This is a genomic window from Sphingomonas sp. 7/4-4 (genome assembly GCF_027941955.1).
Classification (GTDB): domain Bacteria; phylum Pseudomonadota; class Alphaproteobacteria; order Sphingomonadales; family Sphingomonadaceae; genus Sphingomonas.
This window is the reverse complement of the sequence record NZ_CP115960.1, coordinates 1,991,288-2,015,488: the sequence shown is the minus strand read 5'-3', so window position 1 is coordinate 2,015,488 and position 24,201 is coordinate 1,991,288. Positions and strand designations below refer to the sequence as shown.

30 protein-coding genes, 1 pseudogene and 1 riboswitch are annotated in these 24,201 nt (G+C 66.4%); of the genes and pseudogenes, 23 read left to right on the top strand and 8 right to left on the bottom strand.

Going from position 1 to position 24,201, the window contains the following annotated elements; translation table 11 throughout:
* The first annotated feature begins 91 nt into the window (after positions 1-91).
* From PIB19_RS10060 to PIB19_RS10015, 10 genes and pseudogenes are all read left to right on the top strand, one after another.
* A complete protein-coding gene (locus PIB19_RS10060) occupies positions 92-340 on the top strand; it encodes a helix-turn-helix domain-containing protein (RefSeq protein WP_271240699.1) in 249 nt (82 codons plus the stop codon).
* A 55-nt stretch (positions 341-395) separates the two neighbouring features.
* Entirely contained in the window at positions 396-1,358 is a 963-nt protein-coding gene (locus tag PIB19_RS10055; protein ID WP_443018744.1) for an alpha/beta hydrolase, read from the top strand.
* A gap of 204 nt (positions 1,359-1,562) precedes the next feature.
* The gene (locus PIB19_RS10050) at positions 1,563-2,129 is read left to right on the top strand and encodes an RNA polymerase sigma factor (RefSeq protein WP_271240698.1); all 567 of its coding nucleotides are present in this window, start codon (positions 1,563-1,565) and stop codon (positions 2,127-2,129) included.
* On the top strand, positions 2,071-2,682 hold the full coding sequence (locus tag PIB19_RS10045) for a FecR family protein (protein ID WP_336297305.1): 612 nt from the start codon (positions 2,071-2,073) through the stop codon (positions 2,680-2,682). Before PIB19_RS10050 ends, PIB19_RS10045 begins: the two co-directional genes overlap by 59 nt.
* Positions 2,639-3,082, top strand: a pseudogene (locus tag PIB19_RS10040) (FecR family protein); the annotation flags it as partial. The gene PIB19_RS10045 and the pseudogene PIB19_RS10040, both read left to right, overlap by 44 nt.
* Positions 3,083-3,301: 219 nt before the next feature.
* Entirely contained in the window at positions 3,302-4,438 is a 1,137-nt protein-coding gene (locus PIB19_RS10035) for a TonB-dependent receptor plug domain-containing protein (protein WP_271240696.1), read from the top strand.
* Positions 4,435-5,427 carry a TonB-dependent receptor domain-containing protein gene (locus PIB19_RS10030; RefSeq protein ID WP_271240695.1) on the top strand — a complete coding sequence of 331 codons (993 nt, stop codon included), beginning with the start codon at positions 4,435-4,437 and terminating at the stop codon, positions 5,425-5,427. Before PIB19_RS10035 ends, PIB19_RS10030 begins: the two co-directional genes overlap by 4 nt.
* 141 nt (positions 5,428-5,568) lie before the next feature.
* A complete protein-coding gene (locus PIB19_RS10025; protein WP_271240694.1) occupies positions 5,569-5,937 on the top strand; it encodes a hypothetical protein in 369 nt (122 codons plus the stop codon).
* A 219-nt stretch (positions 5,938-6,156) separates the two neighbouring features.
* The gene (locus tag PIB19_RS10020; RefSeq protein ID WP_271240693.1) at positions 6,157-6,795 is read left to right on the top strand and encodes a MipA/OmpV family protein; all 639 of its coding nucleotides are present in this window, start codon (positions 6,157-6,159) and stop codon (positions 6,793-6,795) included.
* Between the two features lie 156 nt (positions 6,796-6,951).
* Positions 6,952-7,143 carry a hypothetical protein gene (locus PIB19_RS10015; protein WP_271240692.1) on the top strand — a complete coding sequence of 64 codons (192 nt, stop codon included), beginning with the start codon at positions 6,952-6,954 and terminating at the stop codon, positions 7,141-7,143.
* 34 nt (positions 7,144-7,177) lie between these two features.
* Here PIB19_RS10015 and rnhA read toward each other — a convergent pair whose 3' ends face one another.
* The 3 genes from rnhA to ispH are packed head-to-tail and all read right to left on the bottom strand — an operon-like array spanning position 7,178 to position 9,527.
* Positions 7,178-7,621 carry a ribonuclease HI gene (gene rnhA, locus PIB19_RS10010; RefSeq protein WP_271240691.1) on the bottom strand — a complete coding sequence of 148 codons (444 nt, stop codon included), beginning with the start codon at positions 7,619-7,621 and terminating at the stop codon, positions 7,178-7,180.
* On the bottom strand, positions 7,618-8,574 hold the full coding sequence (gene thrB / locus PIB19_RS10005; RefSeq protein ID WP_271240690.1) for a homoserine kinase: 957 nt from the start codon (positions 8,572-8,574) through the stop codon (positions 7,618-7,620). The genes rnhA and thrB overlap by 4 nt, the downstream gene beginning before the upstream one ends.
* A complete protein-coding gene (ispH, locus tag PIB19_RS10000; protein WP_271240689.1) occupies positions 8,574-9,527 on the bottom strand; it encodes a 4-hydroxy-3-methylbut-2-enyl diphosphate reductase in 954 nt (317 codons plus the stop codon). The genes thrB and ispH overlap by 1 nt, the downstream gene beginning before the upstream one ends.
* Positions 9,528-9,673: 146 nt before the next feature.
* On the opposite strand from ispH, the gene PIB19_RS09995 reads away from it, so the two are divergent.
* From PIB19_RS09995 to PIB19_RS09970, 6 genes are all read left to right on the top strand, one after another.
* The gene (locus PIB19_RS09995; RefSeq protein WP_271240954.1) at positions 9,674-10,282 is read left to right on the top strand and encodes a hypothetical protein; all 609 of its coding nucleotides are present in this window, start codon (positions 9,674-9,676) and stop codon (positions 10,280-10,282) included.
* Positions 10,283-10,345: 63 nt separating this feature from the next.
* Positions 10,346-10,441: riboswitch (glycine riboswitch) on the top strand.
* Positions 10,442-10,610: 169 nt separating this feature from the next.
* Positions 10,611-11,750, top strand: coding sequence for a glycine cleavage system aminomethyltransferase GcvT (gcvT, locus tag PIB19_RS09990; protein ID WP_271240688.1), 1,140 nt, complete (start codon positions 10,611-10,613; stop codon positions 11,748-11,750).
* A 3-nt stretch (positions 11,751-11,753) separates the two neighbouring features.
* A complete protein-coding gene (gene gcvH / locus PIB19_RS09985) occupies positions 11,754-12,122 on the top strand; it encodes a glycine cleavage system protein GcvH (protein WP_271240687.1) in 369 nt (122 codons plus the stop codon).
* Between the two features lie 159 nt (positions 12,123-12,281).
* A complete protein-coding gene (gene gcvPA / locus PIB19_RS09980) occupies positions 12,282-13,640 on the top strand; it encodes an aminomethyl-transferring glycine dehydrogenase subunit GcvPA (RefSeq protein ID WP_271240686.1) in 1,359 nt (452 codons plus the stop codon).
* Positions 13,637-15,205: an aminomethyl-transferring glycine dehydrogenase subunit GcvPB gene (gene gcvPB / locus PIB19_RS09975; protein WP_271240685.1), complete on the top strand. Its 1,569-nt coding sequence runs from the start codon at positions 13,637-13,639 to the stop codon at positions 15,203-15,205. Before gcvPA ends, gcvPB begins: the two co-directional genes overlap by 4 nt.
* Before the next feature lie 23 nt (positions 15,206-15,228).
* Positions 15,229-15,621: a DUF6481 family protein gene (locus PIB19_RS09970; RefSeq protein ID WP_056618223.1), complete on the top strand. Its 393-nt coding sequence runs from the start codon at positions 15,229-15,231 to the stop codon at positions 15,619-15,621.
* Positions 15,622-15,625: 4 nt separating this feature from the next.
* Here the strand turns inward: PIB19_RS09970 and PIB19_RS09965 are convergent, their stop codons facing one another.
* Entirely contained in the window at positions 15,626-16,102 is a 477-nt protein-coding gene (locus tag PIB19_RS09965) for a methyltransferase family protein (RefSeq protein WP_271240684.1), read from the bottom strand.
* Positions 16,103-16,192: 90 nt separating this feature from the next.
* Between PIB19_RS09965 and PIB19_RS09960 the strand changes: the two genes are divergently transcribed.
* Positions 16,193-16,699, top strand: a complete 507-nt coding sequence (locus tag PIB19_RS09960; RefSeq protein ID WP_271240683.1) for a CcdC protein domain-containing protein — start codon at positions 16,193-16,195, stop codon at positions 16,697-16,699.
* Entirely contained in the window at positions 16,696-17,292 is a 597-nt protein-coding gene (locus PIB19_RS09955) for a DUF938 domain-containing protein (RefSeq protein WP_271240682.1), read from the top strand. The genes PIB19_RS09960 and PIB19_RS09955 overlap by 4 nt, the downstream gene beginning before the upstream one ends.
* Here PIB19_RS09955 and PIB19_RS09950 read toward each other — a convergent pair.
* Complete coding sequence (locus PIB19_RS09950) at positions 17,287-18,126, bottom strand: DMT family transporter (RefSeq protein WP_443018743.1); 840 nt, start codon at positions 18,124-18,126, stop codon at positions 17,287-17,289. The two genes, PIB19_RS09955 and PIB19_RS09950, sit on opposite strands and share 6 nt — an antisense overlap.
* Before the next feature lie 157 nt (positions 18,127-18,283).
* On the opposite strand from PIB19_RS09950, the gene proS reads away from it, so the two are divergent.
* The 5 genes from proS to PIB19_RS09925 all read left to right on the top strand — a co-directional run bounded on the left by proS (position 18,284) and on the right by PIB19_RS09925 (position 22,346).
* Positions 18,284-19,813, top strand: coding sequence for a proline--tRNA ligase (proS, locus tag PIB19_RS09945; RefSeq protein ID WP_271240680.1), 1,530 nt, complete (start codon positions 18,284-18,286; stop codon positions 19,811-19,813).
* 4 nt (positions 19,814-19,817) lie between these two features.
* On the top strand, positions 19,818-20,423 hold the full coding sequence (locus PIB19_RS09940; protein WP_271240679.1) for a TIGR02466 family protein: 606 nt from the start codon (positions 19,818-19,820) through the stop codon (positions 20,421-20,423).
* Positions 20,424-20,435: 12 nt separating this feature from the next.
* Complete coding sequence (locus PIB19_RS09935; RefSeq protein WP_271240678.1) at positions 20,436-21,443, top strand: pectinesterase family protein; 1,008 nt, start codon at positions 20,436-20,438, stop codon at positions 21,441-21,443.
* Between the two features lie 63 nt (positions 21,444-21,506).
* On the top strand, positions 21,507-21,857 hold the full coding sequence (locus tag PIB19_RS09930; RefSeq protein WP_271240677.1) for a DUF6152 family protein: 351 nt from the start codon (positions 21,507-21,509) through the stop codon (positions 21,855-21,857).
* A 3-nt stretch (positions 21,858-21,860) separates the two neighbouring features.
* Complete coding sequence (locus PIB19_RS09925) at positions 21,861-22,346, top strand: DUF6644 family protein (protein WP_271240676.1); 486 nt, start codon at positions 21,861-21,863, stop codon at positions 22,344-22,346.
* Between the two features lie 6 nt (positions 22,347-22,352).
* Here the strand turns inward: PIB19_RS09925 and PIB19_RS09920 are convergent, their stop codons facing one another.
* The 3 genes from PIB19_RS09920 to glpD are packed head-to-tail and all read right to left on the bottom strand — an operon-like array spanning position 22,353 to position 24,191.
* Positions 22,353-22,685, bottom strand: coding sequence for a PilZ domain-containing protein (locus PIB19_RS09920; protein ID WP_271240675.1), 333 nt, complete (start codon positions 22,683-22,685; stop codon positions 22,353-22,355).
* A 49-nt stretch (positions 22,686-22,734) separates the two neighbouring features.
* Positions 22,735-23,325, bottom strand: coding sequence for a glycerol-3-phosphate dehydrogenase C-terminal domain-containing protein (locus PIB19_RS23015; protein WP_336297304.1), 591 nt, complete (start codon positions 23,323-23,325; stop codon positions 22,735-22,737).
* Positions 23,322-24,191 (bottom strand): glycerol-3-phosphate dehydrogenase, encoded by an 870-nt coding sequence (gene glpD, locus PIB19_RS23010; RefSeq protein ID WP_336297303.1) that lies wholly within the window; start codon positions 24,189-24,191, stop codon positions 23,322-23,324. Before glpD ends, PIB19_RS23015 begins: the two co-directional genes overlap by 4 nt.
* Positions 24,192-24,201: the final 10 nt, after the last annotated feature.

Here is a 24,201-nt window from a genome sequence, read left to right as displayed (position 1 = left end):
AGGCGCGCACTGGCCGGCTACCCGATAGGGTAGCCGGTCTATTTCGCGGGTCCGCGAATCTCGGCTTGCGAAGCAGAAGACCGGAGAGGAGATGCAGGCCGTGAGGGATCTGCACGACTATCGGGGTCCCCAGCTTACGCCGACCCAGACGCGGGTATTTCAGTCTGTCCAGTCCGGATTGTCGAAGAGGGAGATCGCGCACGAGCTGGGAATCGCCGAGGCGACCGTGAAGATACACATGACCGCTCTCATGCGCAGGTTGAGCGTCCGCAATCGAACGCAAGTCGCGGTCCTCGCAAGTGGGCTGCTCCACGGAGGCGGCGAGTCATCACAGGAATGAATAGTCCGAGTTGGGTAACAAACTGACCGGATCCATGTTGGAGGAGGAAACAGCCATGAAGTCCACTGGAATTCTGAGGCCCCGGCGCATCGCGAGGTCGGCGCGCGCCCTTCTGACGGCTGCGGTTTCCTTGACCTGCATCGTCGCGTTGCCGGCGCACGCCCAGAACGACAAGAGGACACCGATCGCGATCCCGGCGCAGCCGAATGCGATCGAGCTGGGGACAGGGCCGCTGCCGGAAGCCAAAGCGGCGGAGTCGTGGCACAACCAATATGGCAGCGTCTTCGCCCGAAACGTGACGGTCGCGACCCTGACGCCCTTCCTGCCGGATCCCGCTCGTGCAACCGGCGCCGCGGTGGTCGTCGCTCCCGGAGGCGGTTTTCGGACGCTCTCGATGGAGAATGAGGGCTGGGATGTAGCGAAAGCGCTTGCCGCAAAGGGTGTGGCGGCCTTCGTACTGAAATACCGGCTCAATCAGACTCCTGCCGACATGGCAGGGTTCGAGCGCTCGATGCACGAGATGTTCTCGGCGACTGCGCGCCGGCCGCGGATGGACCCCGAGCAAGCGGTGGCGGGTCTGGCTCCACAGATCGCCGACGCGCGCGCCGCCTTCGCCCTGATCCGCCGCCGGGCGGGCGAATGGCACGTCGATCCGGACCGGATTGGAATGGTGGGCTTCTCCGCCGGCGCAATGCTGACCCTTGCGACCACGCTTGCCGGCGAGGACGCGAAGCCTGCCTTTATCGGCGACATATACGGGCCGCTTGCCCCGGTCACGGTGCCGAAAGATGCGCCGCCGTTGTTCGCCGCGCTTGCCGCCGACGATCCGTTCTTCGTGCACGGCGGAATCGGGCTGATCGACAGCTGGCGTGCGGCAAAGCGGCCGGCCGAATTCCATCTGTTCGAACAGGGCGGGCACGGGTTCGGCATGTATCAGAAGGAAACCACGAGCACTGGGTGGTTCGACGCGTTCGTTCGCTGGCTTGGGATGCACGGCATGCTGAAGCCCGCGCACTAGGACCCGGCGCGCATGGAGCGCGCGATGACGTTTCATTCGTCTGCCTCCGCGGCCGGGAGGCGGCGTTGACGTTGTTCCGGTAGCGATGCAATAGAGCATTGCGTGATGCCATCATCGATGTCCCGGCGGGTATCGATGCGATCGAGTGGGCAAGGATCGGGCGTCCATCGACTGTCGCTGCCGAAAGCCGAATGTGCGCATGAAATGTTGAATGGCGGCGGTCTCATTCCCCTGTTCGCGGAATTGCGGCCGGCCTTGGCACGCTTCCTCCAGACCCGCGGCGCGTCGCCGGACGAGGCGGAGGACGTGCTTCAGGATGTGAACATCAAGCTGCTGGCCGAGCGGTCCGGACCGATCGCGCAGCCGCGCGCCTATCTCTACAAGATGACCAACAACCATTTCCTGCTGCATCGTCGCACCGCCGGGCGGCGTGAGCGCCGCGAGGAGGATTGGGTGAGCGCGCACGGCGGCGGCGGTGAAGCGGACGACCAGCCGTCGATCGAGACCGAACTCATCGCCAGGGAGCAGCTGGAAATCCTCCAGCGGATCCTGGATGGCCTGCCGGAACGAACGCGAATGATCTTCCGTCGCTTTCGGATCGATGGAGAACCGCAACGGGCGATAGCCGGGGCGCTCGGCATCAGCGTCAGCGCAGTCGAAAAGCATCTCGCGCGCGCCTATGAAGCGATCTCGGCGGCGAAGCTTCGGTTGAATGAGGATCATCCGGGTCGGCGGAGTCTCACAGGGGAAAGAGGCCGCCATGCCAGCTGAGTCGCCGGACAGCATCGAGGCGCGCGCGATCGAGTGGCACATCAGGCTACGCGACGGCGACGACGCAATTTGGGAGGGATTCGCCGAATGGCTCGCGGAAGATCCGCGCCATGCGGTCGCCTATGATGCGATCGAGCAGGCCGATCTCGCGATCGAGCCGCTGCTGCCGCATGTCGTCATCCGCGAGGTCGCGAACGATGCCGAGGAGCAACCCGAGCAGCCGGCGCGCCGCGGGTGGCGCTGGGGCCTTGCGGGCGGCGGGCTCGCAGCTTCGGTCGCGGCCGCGTTCCTGTTGCTGCCGCAGGCGGAATCGAGCCGATACGAAGTAGCCACGCGTCCCGGCGAGCGGCAGGTGGTTCAGCTCGATCCGGCCACGCAAATCACGCTGAACGGCGCGACGCGCATGACCTTCGACCGCAAGGATCCCCGTTTCGCTTCGCTGACAAAAGGAGGCGCTTTTTCAGGTCCGGCACGACAGCGCCAGGCCCTTCCGGCTCGAAGTCGGCGACAATTTGGTCGAGGACGCGGGAACGGTGTTCAACGTCGTCCATGAGACCGGCGAAGTCCGGGTGGCGGTGGCCGAGGGAAAGGTTCTCTACAATCCCGGACAGGGCGCGGTGTCCCTCGACGCCGGCCAGGCACTGGTCGACCGGGAGACCGCGGACGGCGTCGAAGTAACGCGCGTTCCGGCCGAGCGCGTTGGCTCTTGGAAGACCGGCTCGCTGGTCTATTCCGCCGCCCCGCTGTCGCGAGTCGCGGCCGATCTGAGCCGTAGCATGGAGGTGCCCATCACGGCAGCGCCCGGCATCGCCGATCGGCCCTTTTCGGGAACGATCATGCTGGATGGCAGCGGCCCCGAACAGCTGCGGCGCCTCCAGCTTGCCCTGAACGTGCGCCTGGAGAAGGAAGCGGGCGGGTGGATCATGAAACCGGTCGGCAGTGCGGGGCAATAAGCGGGCGGCGGCCATCGTCGCGATCGCGTTCGGCCTCGGCGCGGCCGGTGCCGCCCGGGCAGAGACGTTCAATATCGCGCCGGGTCCGCTCGGCCAGGTGGCGGCCGCGATCGGAGCGAAGGCGGGGATCACCGTCGCCGTCACCGATCCCGAGCTCGCAGGGCGCCTCTCCCCGGAGTGCGCGGCAATTTTTCCGTGCGCGCCGCGCTGGAGCGGGCGTTGCGGGGAACCGGCGCCGAGGCCGTGTTCTACGACAAGGTCACCGTCAGGATCATCAGGGCGCGGGTGAAGCCCCTCCCGGTCAGGCAGAAGCCGGCCATCGTCGAAATACCCGAACCGCGCGCCGAGCCGGAAGAGATCGTCGTCACGGCCAGCAAGCAGAACATGCTGCTCGACAACTATCCGGGTTCGGCCAAGATAATCGATTTCGAGCCGGCCTGGCTTTCGCGCAACGGAGCGAGAGGAACGGCCGCTCTCACCGAGACGCTGCCGACGCTCAGCTCGACCAATCTCGGCCGCGGCCGCAACAAACTCTATGTGCGCGGCATCTCCGACAGCAGCTTCAATGGGCCCACCCAGGCGACCGTGGGGCAATATTGGGGTGATGCACGGCTCAATTATAATGCGCCGGATCCCGACCTGAATCTCTATGACCTCAAGCGGGTGGAGATACTCGCCGGCCCGCAGGGCACCCTGTACGGCGCCGGCTCGCTGGGAGGGGTGGTGCGGCTCGTTCCCAATCTCCCCGACAGCACGGAGACCTATGCGACTGCGTCCATCGGGGCCAGCGCGACGCGCTTCGGCGGAACAGGAGGCGACGCCGCTGCGATGTTCAACCTGCCGCTCGCCAAGGGCCGGATGGCGCTGCGCCTCGTCGTCTATGGCATGCGCGAGCCCGGCTATATCGACGATCCGTCGCGAAATCTGCGCGACATCAACGACAGCCTGAGCTTCGGCCAACGCCTGACGTTCCGTGTGGAAGACCTGGCGGGATGGACAATCGACCTTGGCTCGGTGGTCCAGAATATCAAAACCGACGACGGGCAATATACGTTGCGCGGCGATCCGCCGCTCGAGCGCAGCAATGCCCTCGCGCAGCCGTTCCGAAACGATTACCGCCTCGCTTATGTCACCGCGCGGCGCCCGGTGCTCGGAAGCAGCGAACTCGTCACGACGACATCGCTCGTCTGGCACGATCTGATTTCGGTATTCGATGCGACCGGCTCCGACGGCACGACGTCGCCCCGGCGCTTCGAAGAGAAGAACAATATCGCGCTCCTCTCGAACGAGACGCGGCTTTCGGGCGGTGGGCGGCGGACTCCTGGGTCGCCGGCATGTCGGGGATCTACAGCGTGAGCCGCCTTTCGCGTTTCCTGGGCTCTCCCGACGATCCGGGGCAGATTGCGGGCGTGCGCAATCGGCAAGTGGAGTTCTCCGTCTTCGGGCAAGCCTCCTATCCGATCGCTTCGTCACTGACCCTGACCGGCGGCGGGCGAGTGACCGTGTCCGACGGCGCGGGAAAGCTGCTCGACGACGTCCGCGGCGGAGACGAGGAATCGTCGCAAGCGCGAGTGCGTTTCGCGGGAAGCGCCGCGCTCGACTGGCATATGTCGCCGTCGCTGTCGGTCTTCCTCCATTATCAGCAGGGATTTCGTCCCGGAGGTTTCGCGGTGGCCTCAGGGTCGGCCACGCAGAGCCAGCAGTTCGAGGCGGACGATCTGAGCCAGACCGAGCTCGGCATTCGCTGGCGAGACACTGCGCGAGACCGGTTATCGCTCCGCGCCGCCCTCTTTGCCGTCGACTGGAACCATGTTCAGGCGGATCTCGTCGACAGTTCGGGTCTTCCCGCCACTGCCAATATCGGCAGCGGCAGGATCTATGGGCTGGACGGCGAGATCACCTGGCGCGCCTCGCCAATGTGGACGCTGACGGCTTCCGGCTTCTTCAATTATACCAATCTGATTGGAACGGAGACGGCGGTAGCGAATGCATCTTCGATCACGCTGCCGAACATTCCCCAGGACGGAGTGCGGATCGGCAGCCAGTGGCGGTTCGAGCTGGCACGCGACGTGACGCTGACAAGCGAGGCTTCGGCGCATTATGTCGGCCAATCGCATCTGGGAGCGACTCCGCCCCTGAACGTGACGCAAGGGCAGTATCTCACCAGCGCGATCGGCGCCCGGATTGATTTCCCGCGCTTCGGCATCTCACTGGACGTCTCCAATATCGGCGATGCGCGCGCGAACACCTTCGCGTTCGGCAATCCCTTCGGACTAAGTCGTCAGAACCAAATCACGCCGCTGCGGCCGCGGACCGTAAGGCTGGGATTCGACGCGCGCTTCTGAGCGCCGGTAAGGTGCTGGCTGCGTAACCTGTTGGTTGGCAGGCGCGCTTACCTTCCGCATTGGCACGAAAACGCCCGGCCAATTTTTTGGTGAGGGTCCTTCGACCTGTCGGTGTCTCAGGGCAGGAAGGAGAAAGCCCTGATGTCCGAAGAACTGACGCCGCTCGAAAGGGCGGTGATCGCCTTGTCGCGCAAGGATCCCGTCTCGAGCCTGCGGTCCGGAAGCCGCAAGCGCGGCTGGATCTTCGGATTGTCGACCGGCCCTTTGCCGCTCGCCAATCCGCGGCTCGAGGCGCTGCGGCGTTACGCAATCCTCTGCCGGGTCCGCGGCGCTGCCCGAGTCGAAGACGAGCGTGCGCGGCTCGGCGAAGCGGGCTTCGGTCCCCGGAAAATCGAAGAGATCGACGACCTTGTCGATCCGGCGCGGCAGCACCGGCGCGCGCGGCCCAGGGCCGAGAGGAATCTCTTCATCTTCGATGGAAGCTGCTTCCCGGCGGTTCGCTGGAACTGAACTCACAGAAACACTCAATTTGGTGGGATTATCCATGAATTTTATAAAGATGATGTGCGGTGGCGTTGCGGCGATCCTGGCGGTGCCGCTGTTCTTCTGGTCCGACGCGGCGTTGGCGCAAGCGACGATTCCGGCGGAAGCGGAGGCTGCGGTGCCGGTCCAGGCCGAAGGCCAAGAGAAGGCGGCGATCACATCTCGATCGGGATCGGCGGGGCCTATATGCCGGCATATCAGGGATCGGATAAATACCGCTTCCAGCCGCTCCCGGCGATCGACATCCAGTTCGACCGTTTCTTCGTCAACTTCCAAGACGGCATCGGCGCCAATCTCTTCGACAGCGAGAGCGTCACGGTGGGCGTCGGCCTCACGCCCGCGGTCGGATATCGCGCGAAGGATGCGCCGCCGGGCATCGGCAAGCTTTCGCTGGGGCTCGGCGGGCGCGGCTTCGTGAAGTTCCGCCAATTCGGGTTCGAGGCCACCCTCGGCGGCACCAAGATCCTCGCCGGCAGCACCAAGGGCTTCCTCGTCGACGCGAGCCTGTCTTATCCGGTGATGATCAGCGAGAAACTGACGCTCAATCCGTCGATCGGGACGACCTATGGCGACCAGAAGCACAATAACCGCTATTTCGGCGTAACGTCGCAGCAATCGCTGGCATCGGGGCTCCCGCAATTTCGCGCGGGAAGCGGTTTCATCGATGCGAAGGCGGATCTCGGCCTCCAATATCGCCTGACCGACCGGATCGGCGTGGGCGTGGTGGGCGGCGTCACGACGCTGCTGGGCGATGTCAAGGACAGCCCGATCGTCAAGCGGAAGACGCAGCCCTATGGCATCGCGTTCTTCAGCTACAACTTCTGAGCGGCCGCCCTGGGCGCCGCCGTTTCCCCTTGCGGGGGCGCCCCAACTCCGCCGCTCGCCGTTCGCGGCGAGGATTTCCCGCCGCCGGTGTCTCAGGGCTGAGGGGACACTGCTCCGGGGGCCGCGGAAGCCTTGCCTCAGCAGAAGGCCCAGAACTTGGCTGCGAAACACAGGGCATATTTCGGTTGGGCGTTGCTGGGGCTCGTGGGCCTGCTCATCCTCATCCAGATCGCGATTTCGGTCGCGCAGGAGCTGCACTCCGCCCAACTCGGCGTGATGGCCTCGGCCTTGGTCCTGCTCCTGGCCATCGTGCTCTGGGCTTCGCTCACGTCGCGACGACGGCGATGAGTGTGTCCGGAGGAAGCGCGCGGACGATCAGCCTTCAGCGCTGCGCGAGTGCGGCCTCGCTGGCGAGCTTGTCGGCGCGCTCGTTATCGGGGTGGCCGGCATGGCCCTTCACCCACACCCATTCGACTCGGTGCGGCTTCGAGGCCGCGAGCAGTTCCTGCCACAGATCGGCATTCTTGACCGGCTTCTTGTCAGAGGTCCGCCAGCCGTTCTTGAGCCAGCCGTGAATCCATTTGGTGAGGCCGTCCATCACGTAGCGGCTGTCGGTCGACAGCGTGACGCGGCATGGGCGCTTGAGCGCCTTCAACCCCTGAATCGCTGCCATCAGTTCCATGCGGTTGTTGGTGGAGTGCGGCTCGCCGCCCGACATTTCCTTCTCGACGCCGCCCATCCGCAGCACGACGCCCCAGCCGCCGCGCCCGGGATTGCCCTTGCACGCGCCGTCGGTGGCGATCTCGACATGCTGAAGCTCGGTCACGCGAAGACCGCCGCTCCCTGCTCGGCATAGAAATCGAGCCGGCGCAGATAAGCGAGCGGATCCTTGCGCGTCACCAGCGCATCGGCGGGCGTGTTGAGCCAGTCCCACATGCGGGTCAGGAAGAAGCGGATCGCCGCGCCTTCGGCCAGCACCGGCAGCGCCGCGCGCTCCTCGGGCAGCAATTCGAAATTCGACGCATAGCCTTCGACCAGCCCCGCGCCGACCGAGGCATCGTATTGCGCGCCGGCCGCATCGAACGCCCAGGCGCCGTGCATCACGGCCAGATCGTAGGCGCGCACTTCGGTGCAGGCGAAATAGAAGTCGATCAGCCCGGTGACACGGTCGCCGAGCATCAGCACATTGTCGGGAAACAGGTCGGCGTGGATCGCGGCGCGCGGCAGATCGCGGGGCCAGCTTGCCAACAATTTGTCCAGAGCCTTGTCCACGTGATCGTAGAGGCCCGGCCGGATCGCGTCCATTTCGCGGCCGCACCGCTCGAACAGCGGGCGCCAGTCGTCCGGGCCGAGCGAATTGGGGCGTTCGAGCGTGAAGTCGCGCAGCGCCTCGTGCATTCGGCCCATCGCGGCGCCGGCGGCGCGCGCCTGTTTCGGTGTGGGGTGCGAGACCGAAACGCCCGACAGGAACTGGATCAGGCACGCCGGGCGGCCCTCGATCTCGTGGATCGTCCGGCCTTCGCGGTCGGGCACGGCCGGCGGGACCGGCAGTCCGCGATCGGCGAGGTGATCGAGCAAGGCGAGGAAGAAGGGCAGGTCGTCGGCCGAGACGCGCTTCTCGTACAGGGTCAGGATGAAGCGGCTCCTGGTCGTGTCGACCAGATAGTTCGAATTCTCCACGCCCTCGGCAATGCCCTTGGCCGAGGCGAGTTCGCCCATGTCAAAGCGCGCGAGGAAGTCCGCCAATGCCTCGGCGGAGACTTGCGTATAGACGGCCATCAGGCGGCTTCGAGGCCGCGGGGCAGCTTGAAGGCGATGTTCTCGGCGACCGTCTCGACTTCGCGCTCCGACACCTCGAAACGCGTTCCGATCCGTTCGACGACCTCGCGCACCAGCAATTCGGGCGCCGAGGCGCCGGCGGTGATGCCGACTTTGCGCACGCCCTCGAACCAGGCGAAGTCGATATCGTCGGCGCGCTGGATCAGCGTCGAACGGGTCCCGTTGCGCACCGCCACTTCGACGAGCCGCATCGAATTGGACGATTTGGGCGATCCGATCACCAGCACCATGTCGACTTGCTCGGCGAGCGCCTTGACCGCGCTCTGGCGGTTCGACGTCGCATAGCAGATGTCGTCGGCGCCGGGCGCGAGGATCGCGGGGAAGCGCCGCTTGAGCACTGCGAGCACTGCTGCCGTATCGTCGACGGAAAGAGTCGTCTGGGTCAGGAAAGCGAGATTTTCGGGGTCTCCGACTGCGACCGCTTCGGCATCCGATACGGTCTCGACCAGGGTCATCGTGCCCGCGGGCACCTGGCCGAAGGTGCCGATCACCTCCGGATGCCCGGCATGGCCGATGAACAATATGTGCCGCCCCGACGCGACCAGCCGTTCGGCCTGGCGGTGGACCTTCGAAACCAGCGGGCAGGTGGCATCGAGATAGGAGAGGCCGCGCTCGGCCGCCTTGGCGGGAACCGCCTTGGGCACGCCGTGCGCCGAGAATACCACCGGCACGTCGTCAGGCACCTGGTCCAGCTCCTCGACGAAGATCGCGCCCTTCGCCTTGAGGCTGTCGACGACATATTTGTTGTGGACGATCTCGTGGCGCACATAGACCGGCGCGCCGTATTTCTCGATCGCCAGCTCGACGATGCGGATCGCGCGGTCGACGCCCGCGCAGAAGCCGCGCGGGGCGGCGATGAGCAGTTCGAGCGGCGGTTTGGCGGTCGCGTCCATGGCGAAGCGGGCTCTACGCGATTGCTTGCGCGGGCGAAAGGCGGTTCCTATGGTGCCGCCGTTTCCGGGCCTCGCTTGTGCGCGGCCCGTTGTTCCGTCTGAAAGGTGTATCGCCCGTGTCGCTCGCCAAGCTCGCCGTTCCCTCCATGATCCTGCTGGCCGCCGGCGGCTGCTCCCGCACCGGCGAGATTACCGAGGGCGGCATCTCCGCAGTCCGCTCGGCCTGCCCGCATGTCGGGGTTCCCGCCGGCACCGGCGACGTCACCTTGTTCAACCCGGCGACCAGCCGCGAGGCGACTGCGATCGACGTGACTGCGGTGCTCACCAATCTCCAGTCGACCTGCGACGAGACCGGACCGCAGATCCAGGCCAATCTGACCTTCGACATACTCGCGCGCCGCAACCAGCCCGGGCCGGCACGCGATGTGACCTTGCCCTATTTCATCACCGTGGTGCGCGGCGGGACCTCGGTCACCGCCAAGCGGGTAGGCCAGGTGACCGTGCGTTTTGCCGACGGGCAGATTCGCGCGCAGACCACCGGGCAGGCCACTGCCAGCATCGATCGCGCGGCGGCGACGCTTCCCGAGGAGGTGCGCAAGCGGCTGACCGAGAAGCGCAAGGCGGGCGATCAGGCCGCGGCGATGGACCCGCTGGCCGATCCGGCGATCCGCTCGGCGGTGCTCTCGTCCACTTTCGAGGCGCTGGTCGGCTTCCAGCTCACCGAGGATCAGCTGAAGTACAACGTCACGCGCTGACTCGGATTGACTCGCCTCGGCGGCGCGGCCAAGGCTGCGTATGTCGATGGCGGGCAACCGGCATAGGCACGCGCGGGAGAGTGGTGGTCCTTCGAGGGCCGCCCGCCGAAGGAGCAACCGCCCCGGAATCTCTCAGGCACCAGGGACCGCGCGCGCTACGACACTCTGGAAAGCGCCGCCGAAGAGGCGGCCACCGAAGGGGTAAGCGGATGCTCTCTGAAGAGAGTGGCGCGAAAGCTCTCAGGTTCCGTGACAGAGGGGGCGAGGGACTTTGCCGCGCAATGTGCGTGGTTCAGTATCTCGTTCAGCGTCGCGCGGAGTATCCGGAATGAGCCACGACCCCACCGAAGACGGCGAAGAAGCGCTGGAACTCCTGCAGCTGCCGCTCGACAGCTGGCACCGTGCGCGGGGCGGGCGGATGGTCCCGTTCGCGGGCTATGAGATGCCCGTCCAGTATGAAGGCATCATGGCCGAGCATCTGTGGACGCGCGAGCATGCCGGGCTGTTCGACGTCAGTCATATGGGCCAGCTCACCTTTTCGGGCGAGGGCGTCGAGGCCGCGCTCGAGGCGCTGATGCCTGCCGACATCCAGGCCGCGAAGCTTTCCCACCCGGTCTATTCGCTGCTGATGGCAGAGAATGGCGGCATCCTCGACGATTTGATGCTCACGCGCCGGGACGACGGCAGCGTTTACATGGTCGTCAACGGCGCCTGCAAATGGGACGACATCGCCCATTTCCGCGAGTTCCTGCCCGACGAGATCGGCATGAACCATATGGAGGACCACGCCCTCCTCGCCCTCCAGGGACCCGAGGCAGCGACTGCGCTCCAGCGCGTGATCCCAGGCGTCGAGAATCTCGTCTTCATGCAGGGCGCGGCATTTGCGTGGCAGGGCCATGACCTGTGGATCAGCCGCTCGGGCTATACCGGCGAGGACGGCTTCGAAATTTCGGTTCCGGTCGAGGGCGCCGTGGCGCTGGCGGATGCGCTCACTGCGCAGGCCGAGGTCAAGCCCATTGGGCTGGGCGCACGCGATTCGCTGCGGCTCGAGGCCGATCTGCCGCTCTACGGCCACGATCTCGATACCGAGACCACGCCGGTCTCCGCTGCTCTCGGCTTCGCGCTCAAGAAGCGTCGCCGCGAAGAAGGCGGCTTCCCCGGCCATGCGCGGATCATGATCGAGCGGGAGCAGGGGCCGATCGTCAAGCGCGTCGGGCTGATCGTCGAGGGCCGCCAGCCGGTGCGCGAGGGCGCTGCGGTGGTCGATGCCGAGGGCACCGAAGTCGGCAAGGTCACCAGCGGCGGTTTCGCGCCGACCGTCCAGAAGCCGATCGCCATGGCCTATGTGCCCACCGCACTCGCCATGCCCGGCACGCGCATCACGCTCGCCCAGCGCGGCAAAGTCCATCACGCGGAGGTCGTCCAGATGCCCTTCGTTCCCCATCGTTATGTCAGGAAGGGAAGCTGACTCATGCGTTATTTCACGGAAGATCACGAGTGGATCGACGTTGACGGCGATGTCGCCACTGTCGGCATCACCGATTACGCGCAGAGCCAGCTGGGCGACATCGTGTTCGTCGAGACTCTCGAAGAGGGCAAGACCGTGTCCAAGGGCGACGACGCTGCCGTGGTCGAGAGCGTCAAGGCGGCGTCGGACGTCTACGCGCCGGTCGCCGGGACCGTCATCGAGGGAAATGCCGCGCTCGCCGACAATCCTGCGCTGGTGAACGAGGACCCCGAAGGCGAGGGTTGGTTCTTCAAGCTGACGCTTGCCGATGCGGGCGAACTCGACAGCCTGATGGACGAGACTGCGTACCAGGATTTCGTGAGCAAGCTTTGAGCTGAACTCCCCTCCCTGCAAGGGAGGGGTCGAGGGTGGGTGCGAGCGAAGCGAGCCCTTCCTGCACCATCCCCGAAAAGCGCCGTCGGAGGCATCGAGCCTCCGCCGCCGCTACCCACCCCCAACCCCTCCCTGGAAGGGAGGGGGAGAGACGTGTAGATGCGCTATTTGCCCCTTACGCCAGCCGACCGCACGGCAATGCTCGCCACGATCGGTGCCAAGTCGATCGACGACCTCTTCGTCGATGTACCCGAAATCGCCCGGCTCGACGGCCCGATCCACGGCCTTCCCAATCACGCGAGCGAGCTCGCGGTCGAGCGGCACATGTCGGCACTGGCGAAGAAGAACCTCGCCGCGGGTGACGTGCCCTTCTTCCTAGGTTGCGGGGCGTATCGGCACCATGTCCCGGCGTCGGTCGATCACCTGATCCAGCGCGGCGAGTTCCTCACCGCCTACACGCCGTACCAGCCCGAAATCGCGCAGGGCACGCTGCAGGTGATGTTCGAGTTCCAGACGCAGGTGGCGCGGCTGCTCGGCTGCGACGTGGCGAACGCGTCGATGTACGACGGCTCGACCGCGTGCTGGGAAGCGATCACGATGGCGCGGCGGGTGACCAAGCGCGGCAAGGCGATCCTGTCGGGCGGGCTGCACCCGCACTACGTCTCGGTCGCGCAGACGATGGCCAAGTTCACCGGCGACCAATTGGTCACTTCGCTGCCAACCTTCTCGCCCGAGCCCGACACGCTCGACCTGATCAATTCGATCGACGACGACACCAGCTGCGTCGTGGTTCAATATCCCGATATTCTCGGCCGGATCGAGGACATGAGTGCGCTCGCCGAGGCATGCCACGCGAAGAAGGCTTTGCTGGTCGCGGTGGTGACCGAGCCGGTGGCGCTGGGGGCGATTCGGTCGCCGGGCGAGATGGGCGCGGACATCGTCGTCGGCGAGGGGCAGTCGATCGGCGTCGGGCTGCAGTTCGGCGGGCCGTATGTCGGCCTGTTCGCCTGCTCGGAGAAGCTGGTGCGGCAGATGCCGGGACGCCTCTGCGGCGAAACCGTCGATGCCGAGGGCAAGCGCGGCTTCGTGCTGACGCTCTCCACCCGCGAGCAGCATATCCGCCGCGAGAAGGCGACGTCGAACATCTGCACCAGCTCGGTGCTCTGCGCGCTGGCGATGTCGGCGCACATGACCCTGCTGGGCGAAGCGGGCCTGCGCCGGCTCGCCGAGCTCAACCATGTTGCGGCAAGCGCCGCGGCCGACCGGCTGGCCGAAGTCGACGGCGTCGAACTGGTCACCGATCGCTTCTTCAACGAGTTCACGCTGAAGCTCTCGAAGGAAGCGCGCCCCGTGGTCCGCGCTCTCGCGGACAAGGGCATTCTGGCGGGCGTTTCGCTGGGCCGGCTCTATCCGGATGCGGCGGAGCTGCAGAACGGGCTCGTCGTCGCAGTCACCGAAACCACCACCGAGGAGGACGTCGAGACGCTTGCCTCCGCGCTCGAGGAGGCGCTGGCATGACGATCAACCAGAGCGGCTGGCGCCCCACCACCCCGCAAGCTGGCGAGGCTTCGGGCGAGACCTTCACCGGCAATCGCGCGCTGATGCTCGAGGAGCCGTTGATCTTCGAGATCGGTTCGACCGAGACGACCGGCGTCGATTTCGCCGAGGCGCCTTCGGGCAAGTCGCGACTCGAAGGGCTGGAGCGCTCGAAGACGATCGGGCTTCCCGGCCTGTCCGAACCCGAGGCGGTGCGGCATTACACCCGCCTCAGCCGGCAGAATTACGCGATCGACCTCGGCCTGTTTCCGCTCGGCTCGTGCACGATGAAGCACAATCCGCGGCTCAACGAGCGGATGGCGCGGTTGCCCGGCTTTGCCGATCTGCACCCGCTGACTCCGGTCGACGCCTGCCAGGGCGCGTTCGAAGTGATCCATCAGCTCGCGCACTGGCTGGTGACGTTGACCGGCATGCATTCGGTGGCGATGAGCCCCAAGGCCGGAGCACACGGGGAACTCTGCGGCGTGCTGGCGATCCGTGCGGCGCTCGATGCCAAGGGCGAGCAGGCGCGGAAAGTGCTGCTGGTGCCCGAAAGCGCGCACGGGACCAACCCGGCGACCGCGGCATTCGCGGGCTTCTCGGTCGAGGATATTCCGGCGACCGAGGCCGGCCGGGTGAACCTCGAGGCGCTCAAGGCGCGGCTGGGTCCCGATGTGGCCGGGGTGATGATCACCAACCCCAACACGTGCGGCCTGTTCGAGCCGGACATGCGCGCGATCTCCGACGCGGTCCACGCGGCGGGCGGCTATGTCTATTGCGACGGCGCCAACTTCAACGCGATCGTCGGCCGGGTGCGGCCGGGCGATCTCGGCATCGACGCAATGCACATCAACTTGCACAAGACCTTCTCGACTCCGCATGGCGGCGGTGGGCCGGGTTCGGGGCCGGTGGTGTTCTCCGAAGCGCTCACGCCGTACGCGCCTTTGCCGTTCGTCGAGAAGCAGGGCGATCATTTCGCCTTGGTCGAGGAAGAGACCGCCGGCGAGCATCATGCGTCGAGCTTCGGCCGGATGGTCGCGTTCCATGGCCAGATGGGCATGTTTACGCGAGCTCTGACGTACATTCTATCTCACGGCGCGGACGGACTACGGCAGGTCGCCGAGGATTCGGTGCTCAACGCCAATTATATCCTGCGCTCGATGGAGGATGTGCTCGACGCACCCTTCGCAAAGTCCGGTCCGTGCATGCACGAAGCGATCTTCAGCGATAAGGGCCTGCCCGAGGGATTCTCGACGATCGACGTGGCCAAGGGACTGATCGACGAGGGTTTCCACCCGATGACGGTCTATTTCCCATTGGTCGTCCACGGGGCCATGCTGGTCGAGCCGACCGAGACCGAAAGCAAGGCTACGCTGGACCAGTTCATCGGTGCCTTCCGTTCTGTGGCCGAAAAGGCTAAGGGCGGCGATCTCGCGATCAAGACCGCGCCGCATTTCGCACCGCGCCGGCGACTCGACGAGACGCTCGCCGCGCGCAAGCCGGTGTTGGTCTACAAGGAGCCCCAACGGGCGGAAGCGGCGGAATAGCCGCGCAGGAGTTTGAATACCGAATGACGTATAACGATACTTTCCGTGACCGCGCCGGACGCTCGGCCGATGCCAAGAAGGCGCTGCTCGAAAAGCTCAAGGCCGCTCCCAAGCTGAGCGAGGAAGAGCTGGCCGAGCGCAAGGCAGCGCGCCTCGCCCGTGAAGCCGCGGTAGAAGCGGAGCGCGAGGCGAAGCTGGCCGCGATCGAGGCGCAGAAGGCTGCCGTCGAGCAGGCCAAGGCGGATGCCGAGGCGGCGCGCCTCGCCGAAATACGCGCAGCCGAAGAGCGGGCCGCCGCCAAGCTGGCCGAGAAGGCCGCGGCGGCCGAGGCGGCCAAGGCCAAGATGGCCGCGGCGCTGACGCTTCCTCCGCGCGGCAGCGACAGCCGCTATCCGGCGCGCAAGGGCGGCAAGTAGGCCTTCATATCCAGCGGCGAACGCTGTCGCGATAGGTGCGGTAGCGTTCGCCGAACTTGCCTTCGAGATAGGCTTCCTCGCGCGCGATCACTTCCCGCTGGATCACGAAGACCAGCGGAACGAGGAGCAGCAGCGCGACCAGATTGTCGACGATCAGCGCGATCCCGGCATAGAGCAGCGCCATGCCGAGATACATCGGGTTGCGCGTCAAGCGATAGACGCCGTCAGTGACGAGCGCGCTGGACGTTTTCCATGGGCGGGCATACGTGCCGCGCTGGCGAAACAGGCTGCTCGCCGACAATACGAGGGCCGCGCCGAGCACGACTCCCAGCCAGCCGAGCAAATTCTGGAGATTGTGCGAGGGGATAGGCACGCGCGGATCGCCGAGCACATGGCCGAGCGTCAACCCGATCAGCAGCGTCCCGAGGAACACCAGCGGCGGCGGAAACTTCACGCGGGCGCTGTCCTGATCGATATCCATGGCGTCCTCCGGTCCACGTGATGAACGCTTCCGGCGGCGCTAGCAACGGCTCGCTTGCCAAGTGCTGCGCGCTCGCCAAAACAGGGCGCCATGAACGCCGCGCATCCGCAGTCCGACTGGCTTCGCCTAGCGATCCCGATCGTCATTCTCGTCGCCGTCATGGCCTTCCGGATGCGGCGGATGAGTCGCGAACGCCCGCTCAAGATCGAGCGATTGTGGATCGTGCCGGCGCTCTATGTCGTAGTGGCTGCGGTCGCTTATTGGGCACACCCGCCAGTGGGGCTCGCCTGGCTCTGGTGCCTTATCGCGCTCGCGGCGGGCGTGGCGCTGGGCTGGCAGCGCGGCCGGATGATGCGGATCACCGTCGATCCGGAGACGCATGAAGTGTCGCAGCGCGCATCGCCCGCGGCGATGCTGCTGATCCTCGTACTGATCCTGGTCCGGATGGGCGCGCGCGAAATGGCGCCCGGAATGGCGCTCGACGTGATGCTGCTGACCGACGTACTGGTCGCCTTTGCATTGGGGCTGCTGGCGACGCAACGGCTCGAGATGTGGCTGCGCGCGCGCAGGCTGCTCGCCGCGGCGCGCGGCGCATGAGCATGCGGCGCCACGCACCGGCGACGGCGCGCAATCGCGAGCCGATCGCGGCGGTGCTCGCCGAAGCACTTCCGGCGCACGGGCTGGTGCTCGAAGTGGCGAGCGGAAGCGGCGAGCATGCCGCCTTCTTCGCCGAACGCTTCCCTGATCTGACGTGGCAGCCGAGCGATCCCGATGAAGATTCGCTCGCCTCGATCGCCGACTGGTGCGCGGGGCTGGCCAATGTGCTGCCTCCGCTGGCGCTGGATGCGGCGGAAGCAGCGTGGCCGATCGGTGCCGCGGACGCGATTCTCTGCGTAAACATGGTCCATATCAGCCCGTGGGAAGCGACTCTCGGGCTGATGGCAGGGGCGGGGCGCTTGCTGGGGGCGGGTGCACCGCTGATCCTCTATGGGCCCTATCGCCAGCGGGATGTGCCGACCGCCGAATCGAACGAGGCATTTGATGTTTCGCTCAGGAGCCGTAACCCGGCCTGGGGGCTGCGGCATGTCGAGGACGTCTCGGCCGCTGCGGCGGCGTGCGGTCTATTGCTCGAACGGATCGTCGCGATGCCGGCGAACAATCTCAGTCTGGTGTTTCGCCGCGAATCATGAGGCAGCCGCGTCGCTCGCGCCGTCGGTGTTGCGCAAGTGGAGCACGCGCTCACGCCAGACGATATAGAGTCCGCTGGCGATGATGATCGGCGCACCGAGCCACGTCCAGGGCGTCGGCCAGGCGCCGAAGATCAGCCAGCCGTAGAAGGTGCCCCAGATCAGGCTCGAATAGTCCATCGGGATGACGGTCGAGACCGGCGCGAAGCGGACCGATGCGGTCAGCGCGAGCTGGGCGACGCCGCCGACGAGGCCGATCGCGATCAGGTTCGCCCAGGTCAGCCAGTCATGCGACTGGAGCTGGAAGAGATAAGCGAGGCCGAGCGGGGGCAGCGACAGGACCGAGAACCAGAAGACGGTCGTGCCGGCGCTCTCCGTCTTGCCGATCTGCCTGAGCGTGATCGCGACGATCGCAACGAACAAGGCCGCCATCAGGCCGACAAAGGCGCCGAACAGCGGGAATTCACCGCTCCCCGGCTGCGCGACGATCAATACGCCGGCAAAGCCGATCACTACCGCGCCCCAGCGGTGCCAGCCGGTCTTCTCGTGCAGCACCAGCGCGCCGAGGATGGTGGCGAAGATGGGGACAGTGAATTGGAGCGTGGTCGCTTCGGCGAGCGGCAGCAGCAGCACCGCGCCGAACGTGAAGACCATGCCGGTGAGCCCGATCGCGGTGCGCGTGACGTGCGCGCCGAAGCGCTGGGTGCGGATCGAGCCGAGGCCGGGGCCCATCATGATCCACGCCGTGACGATCGGCACCGCCCAGAGCTGGCGGTGGAACATCGTCTCGACCAGGGTAGCGCCGCGCGTCTCGGCGAGCTTGATCAACGCCGACATGGTGGAGAGGCAGGCGATCGCGAAAAGGCGCAATGCCAAGCCCTTGAAGGCGCTATCTGTTCTGGAGGATGCCACGCGGTCCGGTTAGGGGCGCTGCTGCGGCACACAACCCTGCATAGGTGCTACCCAGCGCGCGATTCCCCGCTAATCGGCTGGCATGATCAAGCACGCTCTCAACGTCACCCGCGAAGTCGATTTCGCCGCATGGTACCAGGCCGTCATCTCGGAGGCCGATCTGGCCGAGGAGAGCGGCGTGCGCGGATGCATGGTCATCCGGCCATGGGGCTATGGCATCTGGGAGCGCATCCAGCGGCTGCTCGACGATCGCATCAAGGCGACCGGCCACGAGAATTGCTATTTCCCCTTGTTCATCCCGCTCTCGTACTTCGAGAAGGAGGCCGAGCATGTCGAAGGCTTCGCCAAGGAAATGGCGGTGGTCACCCACCACCGGCTGAAGAGCGACGGCCATGGCAAATTGGTTGTCGATCCCGACGCGAAGCTCGAGGAGCCTCTGGTCGTGCGGCCGACTTCGGAGACGGTGATCGGCGCGGCGTTCAGCCGCTGGATCCAGTCGTGGCGCGATCTGCCGGTGCTGATCAACCAATGGGCGAATGTCGTGCGCTGGGAGATGCGCACGCGGATGTTCCTGCGCACCAGCGAGTTCCTCTGGCAGGAGGGCCATACCGCCCACGCCAGCGAAGCCGAGGCGCGCGAAGAGACGCTCAAGATGCTCGAAGTCTATCGCAGCTTCGCCGAGGATTGCCTCGCGATGCCGGTGGTCGCAGGCGAGAAGCCCGAGAATGAGCGCTTCCCGGGCGCGGTCTCGACGTACAGCATTGAGGCGATGATGCAGGACGGCAAGGCGCTCCAGGCAGGCACCAGCCATTTCCTCGGCACCACCTTCTCGAGCGCGCAGAACATCAAGTTCCAGAATGCCGAGGGGCAGCAGGAACTGGCGCAGACCACGAGCTGGGGCGTCTCGACCCGGATGATCGGCGGCGTGATCATGGTGCATGGCGACGATGACGGGCTGCGCGTGCCGCCGCGGGTCGCGCCGTGGCAGATCGTGATCGTGCCGATGCTGCGCGATCAGCCTGAGGACGTGGACATCGTCGAATATTGCAAGACGCTGCAGCAGGAGCTGGCGGTGTTCAGCGTTTTCGGCGAGCCGGTGCGCGCATTGCTCGACCTGCGCCCGGCCAAGGCCGCGACCAAGCGCTGGGGCTGGGTGAAGAAGGGCGCGCCGATCGTGATCGAGGTTGGCGGGCGCGACGTCGCGGGCGGCAACGTCTCGGTGATACGCCGCGACCGGCTCTACCGCGAGGACGGCAAGCTCGACAGCGCAGTGGTGGCGCGCGGGCAACTGGTCGACGAGGCGACGCAGATGCTGGAGAGCATCCAGCAGGCGCTGCATGCCCAGGCGCGCGAGCGGATGGATAGCAATATCCGCCGCGATGTGACCGACTTCGCGGCGATGGAAAAGGCGTTCGAAGGCGAAAAACCGGGCTGGGTCGAAGTCAATTGGGCGAAGCCGGGCGGCGCCGAGCTCGACAAGGTGGTCGAGCGGCTGAAGGCGCTGAAGCTCACCTTCCGCAACGTGCCGGGCGATGCCGCGGCGGCGGAAGGCGCCTGCATCTTCACTGGCGCGCCGGCGGTGGAACGTATCCTGGTCGCGCGGGCCTACTGAGCGCGTGGCGGTCCGGTCCCTCTTCGCCTCCTTGCTCTATCAGGAGGCATTGGGCGACGATGCGCTGATCGAGGAGCTCGAGGCCTCGTGCCTCCAGCTTGCCGAGGACGACAAAGCGGGGCGCGGCTGGGCGAAGGAACATGGCTATCAGGGCTATACGTCCTACGCGTCGCTGAACGACCTGCCGATCCGCGATCCCGCGTTCGCCGATCTCAAGCGGCTGCTCGACAGGCATGTCGCGAAGTTCGTCGATGCGTGCGGGTTCGATCTGGGCGGCAAGAAGCTCAAGCTCGACAGCCTGTGGGTCAATGTCCTGAACGGCGGCGGCGGGCATAGCGGGCATGTCCATCCGCACAGCGTGATTTCGGGGACGCTCTACATCGCGCTGCCGGCGGGGTCGCGCGGGCTGCGGCTCGAGGATCCGCGGCTGCCGATGATGATGGCGGCACCGCCGCGGCGTCCCGACGTGGCCGAGGCGCTGCGCAACTTCGTCGAAGTGGTGCCCGAGCCAGGCATGGTGCTGCTGTGGGAGAGCTGGCTGCGGCACGAGGTCCCGGCGGGATCGGGCAAGGGCAAGCGAATCAGCGTGAGCTTCAACTATCGCTGGTAGCGGGGAGGGGACGTGATCGACCGACGGACGGTGCTTGCCGGTGCGCTGCTGCTTCCAGCGGCGGCCCGGGCGGAAGAGCAATGGGACGCGATTGTCGATCCGCGCACCGGCACGCTGGGCAAAGCGCTGGAGCAGGCCGCTGCCGCGGGTGGGCGACCGTTCCGAATTCTCGTGCGCGAAGGCGTGCTGGTCGAGAAGCTGACGATCAGCGTGCCGAACGTCACGATCGTCGGCAGCGGACAGGGCACGGTTCTCAGCTTCGGCACCTATGCCGGGCTCAAGCATCCCGACGGTAACAACTGGGGCACGTTCCGCACCGGAACGTTGACCGTCGCCGCGCCGGGAACGACGCTGCGCAACCTGACCATCCGCAACAGCTTCGACTATGTCGGCGCCAAGCGCGACAATGCCGGCAACGGCGCGCAGGCGGTCGCGCTGGTGATCGGGCGCGAGGCGGACGGGACCCTGGTCGAGCATTGCTGGCTCGAAGGCTATCAGGACACGCTCTACGTGCAGGGCCGCTCGCGGATCGCCGATTGCCGGATCGTCGGCGGAGTCGACTTCATCTTCGGCGGCGCGGCGGCGTGGTTCGAAGGCTGCGAGATCGTCACGCGCTTTGTGCCGGGGGCGACCGAGTTCGGCTTCCTCACTGCGCCGAGCACGCCGCTGGATCAGCCGTTCGGGCTGGTGCTCTCACAATGTCGGCTGACGCACGAGCCGGGCGTGCCGCCGCGTTCGGTGTGGCTGGGCCGCCCGTGGCGCGCGGGCGGCAACATGGCACTGACCGGTCAGTCGGTGTTCCTGAATTGCTGGATGGATGCGCATATCCGGCGCGAAGGCTGGACATGGATGGGCTATAAGGGACCGGACGGCGCGCAGCGCCGGCTGATGCCGCAGGAAGCCCGGCTGTTCGAACATGCCAGCCGCGGGCCCGGAGCCGGGCCGGCCTCGCCGACGCGGCGGATGCTGAGCGCGGCCGAGGCGGCGAAATTCACCCGCGCGAACGTGCTCGGCGACTGAGACGGGGGTGCATAGGCGCGCGCTTTGCGTTAGCTTCCGTGGCGGGGGCGATTGGAGGAAGCGATGTCTCGCATGACCTTGTTCGCCGCGGCGCTGGCGGTATCCATCCCCGCCGCGGCATTCGCACATCATGGCTGGAGCTCGTATGACGAGACCAAGCCGATCACCGTTACCGGCAAGCTGCAAAGCGTCGCCTGGACCAATCCGCACGGCAGCGCGACGATGCGCTGGCAGGGCAAGCAGTGGCACGTCGTGCTCGCGCCGGTCGCCCGGATGGAGGCGCGCGGGCTCAGCTCGGCGATGATCGACAAGGGGCAGACGGTGACGCTGACCGGCTATGCCCGCAAGGACGGGACGGCGGAGATGCGGATCGAGCGCATCCAGGCGGGCGGCAAGACGGTCGAGCTGCGCTGAGGGGTGGAAGCAGCGCTGCTCGCTTTTGCCCAATGGCTCGACGCCGCGGGCGTGGGACCATGGGCGCGCGGCGGCGCCTGGGCCTATCCGCTCGTCAACAGCGTGCATCTGCTGGGTCTGGTGATGCTCGTCGGCGGGATTGGCGTAGTCGATCTGCGGCTCGCGGGACTGTGGCGCGACGTGCCCGCCGCGGCGCTGTCGCGTGCGCTGACGCCGGTGGCGCTAAGCGGACTGGCGCTGCTGGTCCTCAGCGGCACCGTCCTGTTCGCTTCGGACGGCATGGCGCTGGCGCGTTCGGGGACCTTCCACCGCAAGCTGGTGCTGATCGCGCTGGCGCTGGCCAATGCCCTGCTGTTCCGGCTGATCTGGCAGCGGCGCGTGGAGGCGGGCGGCGAGGTGCCGCCGCTGATCGGGCGGATCAGCGCATTTGTGTCGTTGCTGATGTGGCTGGGTGTCGGGGCCTTGGGTCGGCTGATCGCCTATAGCTGAGTCGGCTCAGCAGATAACGAGAGTCAGCGCGCGCATCAGGCCGCGGTCGATCGGCGCGTCGAAGCGGCAGCCGATATGGTTGCCGTCGTTCCAGATCACCGTGGCGGAGACCGGCAGGCTGTCCTTGAGGCGCAGCCAGACGCGGTCGCCCTCGGGATGTTCGCTGGTGCAGGCGAGGCGGCAGCCATAGACCGAGAGATCGCGCAATATCGCCTCGATCGAGACATTGCCTTGCTTGCGCACGGTGGCGCGGGTCACGGTGATGCGATGCCGCGGTTCGCTGCGCTGTTCGACCAGCGCAGGTCCCACCGTCCGGAATTGCGTCAGCCGCGTCGCCATAACCCTCCTGCCCCCGCAGTGTGCTAAGAGTGGAGTTATCAACAATTGGTTAAGCGAATATTGCGGCCCAATATTTGGCGAAAGCATCGCGCTCGGCGGCGGTCATGTGGAGGCCGAGTTTGGAGCGGCGGAACAACACGTCCTCGGGGGTGCGCGCCCATTCGCAGTCGTGCATCCAGCGCGCCTCCACTTCGGTGAGACCGGCGCCGAGAGGGGTGCCCATGCCCGCTTCGTCATGGACGTCGTGGAGCATCTCGCCGAGCTGACTGCCATAGGCATGCGCCATTCGCCGCGAACGATCCTCGCCGAGAAACGGCCAACGCGCGCGGACCTGCGCCAGATATCGGTCGAAACCGGCGATCGCGCCGCCGGGGAAGACGCGGGCGCGGGTGTGGCAGCGCGGCTCGATGCCGAGCAGCGGGCCGATCTTCTCCATCGCTTCTTCGGCGAGCGCGCGTGCGGTGGTGATCTTGCCGCCGAAGACCGAGAGCAAGGCAGGGCCTTGCTCGTCGAGTTCGAGGACATAATCGCGGGTGACCGCCTGCGCCTTGGCCGCGCCGTCGTCGTGGAGCGGGCGGACGCCGGACCAGTTCCAGACGACATCGGCGGGGGCGGTCTTGCGCGTGAAATAGCGATTCACTGCGTCGCAGAGATACTGGACTTCCTCGGGGAGCAGATTGCGTCTTCGGGGCGCTCGACCGACACGTCGGTGGTGCCGATCTCGGTGAAGCCGCCTTCATAGGGGATCGCGAAGACGATGCGGCGATCGGGCTGCTGGAGGATATAGGCATGATCGCCCTCGAACAGGCGCGGGACGACGATGTGGCTGCCCTTGACCAGGCGGACCTGCGAACGAGTCTCGATCGAGAGGCTGTCGAGTAAAGTTCGCACCCACGGGCCGGCGGCATTGACGAGGCTGCGGGCCTCGACGGTGCGGCCGTCGGAGAGCTTCGCCTGCCAGAGGTCGCCGATGCGGGCTGCGGAGATCAGCGCGGTGCGGGTCGCGATCTCGGTGCCGTGCGCCGCGGCGTCGCGGGCATTGGCGAGCGTGAGACGGGCATCGTCGACCCAGGCGTCCGAATAGACGAAGCCGCGATGCTCGCCGGCGAGCGGATCGGTGAAGGCGGTGTCTGCCGGATGGAGGCTCCGTGAGCGCGGCAATGAGGATTGGCCGGCGAGCATATCGTAGAGGTAGAGCCCGGCACGGACCATCCACCAGGGGCGAACCGCATGCGCGTGCGGCAGCACGAAGGTCATCGGGCGGATCAGGTGCGGCGCGGCTTCGAGCAGGCGCTCGCGCTCGTGGAGCCCCTCGCGCACCAGCCGGAACTGCCAGGTCTCGAGATAACGCAGCCCGCCATGGATCAGCTTGGTCGAGGCCGAACTCGTGTGGCCGGCGAGGTCGTCCTTCTCGACGAGCAGGATCGAAAGCCCGGCGAGGGATGCCTCGCGGGCGATCGCGCAGCCGTTGATCCCGCCGCCGACGATGAGGAGGTCATAGGGCACGGCACCAAGT

What these genes read in the sequence shown, in the direction of transcription:
- PIB19_RS10025 (WP_271240694.1), top strand. Translation starts at nt 5,569, where the DNA reads ATGTCCGAAGAACTGACGCCGCTCGAAAGGGCGGTGATCGCCTTGTCG.
- PIB19_RS09930 (WP_271240677.1), top strand. Translation starts at nt 21,507, where the DNA reads ATGTCTCGCATGACCTTGTTCGCCGCGGCGCTGGCGGTATCCATCCCC.
- PIB19_RS09960 (WP_271240683.1), top strand. Translation starts at nt 16,193, where the DNA reads ATGAACGCCGCGCATCCGCAGTCCGACTGGCTTCGCCTAGCGATCCCG.
- gcvPA (WP_271240686.1), top strand. Translation starts at nt 12,282, where the DNA reads ATGCGCTATTTGCCCCTTACGCCAGCCGACCGCACGGCAATGCTCGCC.
- gcvT (WP_271240688.1), top strand. Translation starts at nt 10,611, where the DNA reads ATGAGCCACGACCCCACCGAAGACGGCGAAGAAGCGCTGGAACTCCTG.
- PIB19_RS09970 (WP_056618223.1), top strand. Translation starts at nt 15,229, where the DNA reads ATGACGTATAACGATACTTTCCGTGACCGCGCCGGACGCTCGGCCGAT.
- PIB19_RS09955 (WP_271240682.1), top strand. Translation starts at nt 16,696, where the DNA reads ATGAGCATGCGGCGCCACGCACCGGCGACGGCGCGCAATCGCGAGCCG.
- PIB19_RS10020 (WP_271240693.1), top strand. Translation starts at nt 6,157, where the DNA reads ATGCCGGCATATCAGGGATCGGATAAATACCGCTTCCAGCCGCTCCCG.
- PIB19_RS10045 (WP_336297305.1), top strand. Translation starts at nt 2,071, where the DNA reads ATGAGGATCATCCGGGTCGGCGGAGTCTCACAGGGGAAAGAGGCCGCC.
- PIB19_RS10055 (WP_443018744.1), top strand. Translation starts at nt 396, where the DNA reads ATGAAGTCCACTGGAATTCTGAGGCCCCGGCGCATCGCGAGGTCGGCG.
- gcvPB (WP_271240685.1), top strand. Translation starts at nt 13,637, where the DNA reads ATGACGATCAACCAGAGCGGCTGGCGCCCCACCACCCCGCAAGCTGGC.
- PIB19_RS09950 (WP_443018743.1), bottom strand. Translation starts at nt 18,126, where the DNA reads ATGTCGGCGTTGATCAAGCTCGCCGAGACGCGCGGCGCTACCCTGGTC.
- PIB19_RS10050 (WP_271240698.1), top strand. Translation starts at nt 1,563, where the DNA reads ATGTTGAATGGCGGCGGTCTCATTCCCCTGTTCGCGGAATTGCGGCCG.
- PIB19_RS10060 (WP_271240699.1), top strand. Translation starts at nt 92, where the DNA reads ATGCAGGCCGTGAGGGATCTGCACGACTATCGGGGTCCCCAGCTTACG.
- proS (WP_271240680.1), top strand. Translation starts at nt 18,284, where the DNA reads ATGATCAAGCACGCTCTCAACGTCACCCGCGAAGTCGATTTCGCCGCA.
- ispH (WP_271240689.1), bottom strand. Translation starts at nt 9,527, where the DNA reads ATGGACGCGACCGCCAAACCGCCGCTCGAACTGCTCATCGCCGCCCCG.
- gcvH (WP_271240687.1), top strand. Translation starts at nt 11,754, where the DNA reads ATGCGTTATTTCACGGAAGATCACGAGTGGATCGACGTTGACGGCGAT.
- PIB19_RS09920 (WP_271240675.1), bottom strand. Translation starts at nt 22,685, where the DNA reads ATGGCGACGCGGCTGACGCAATTCCGGACGGTGGGACCTGCGCTGGTC.
- thrB (WP_271240690.1), bottom strand. Translation starts at nt 8,574, where the DNA reads ATGGCCGTCTATACGCAAGTCTCCGCCGAGGCATTGGCGGACTTCCTC.
- PIB19_RS09995 (WP_271240954.1), top strand. Translation starts at nt 9,674, where the DNA reads ATGATCCTGCTGGCCGCCGGCGGCTGCTCCCGCACCGGCGAGATTACC.
- PIB19_RS09965 (WP_271240684.1), bottom strand. Translation starts at nt 16,102, where the DNA reads ATGGATATCGATCAGGACAGCGCCCGCGTGAAGTTTCCGCCGCCGCTG.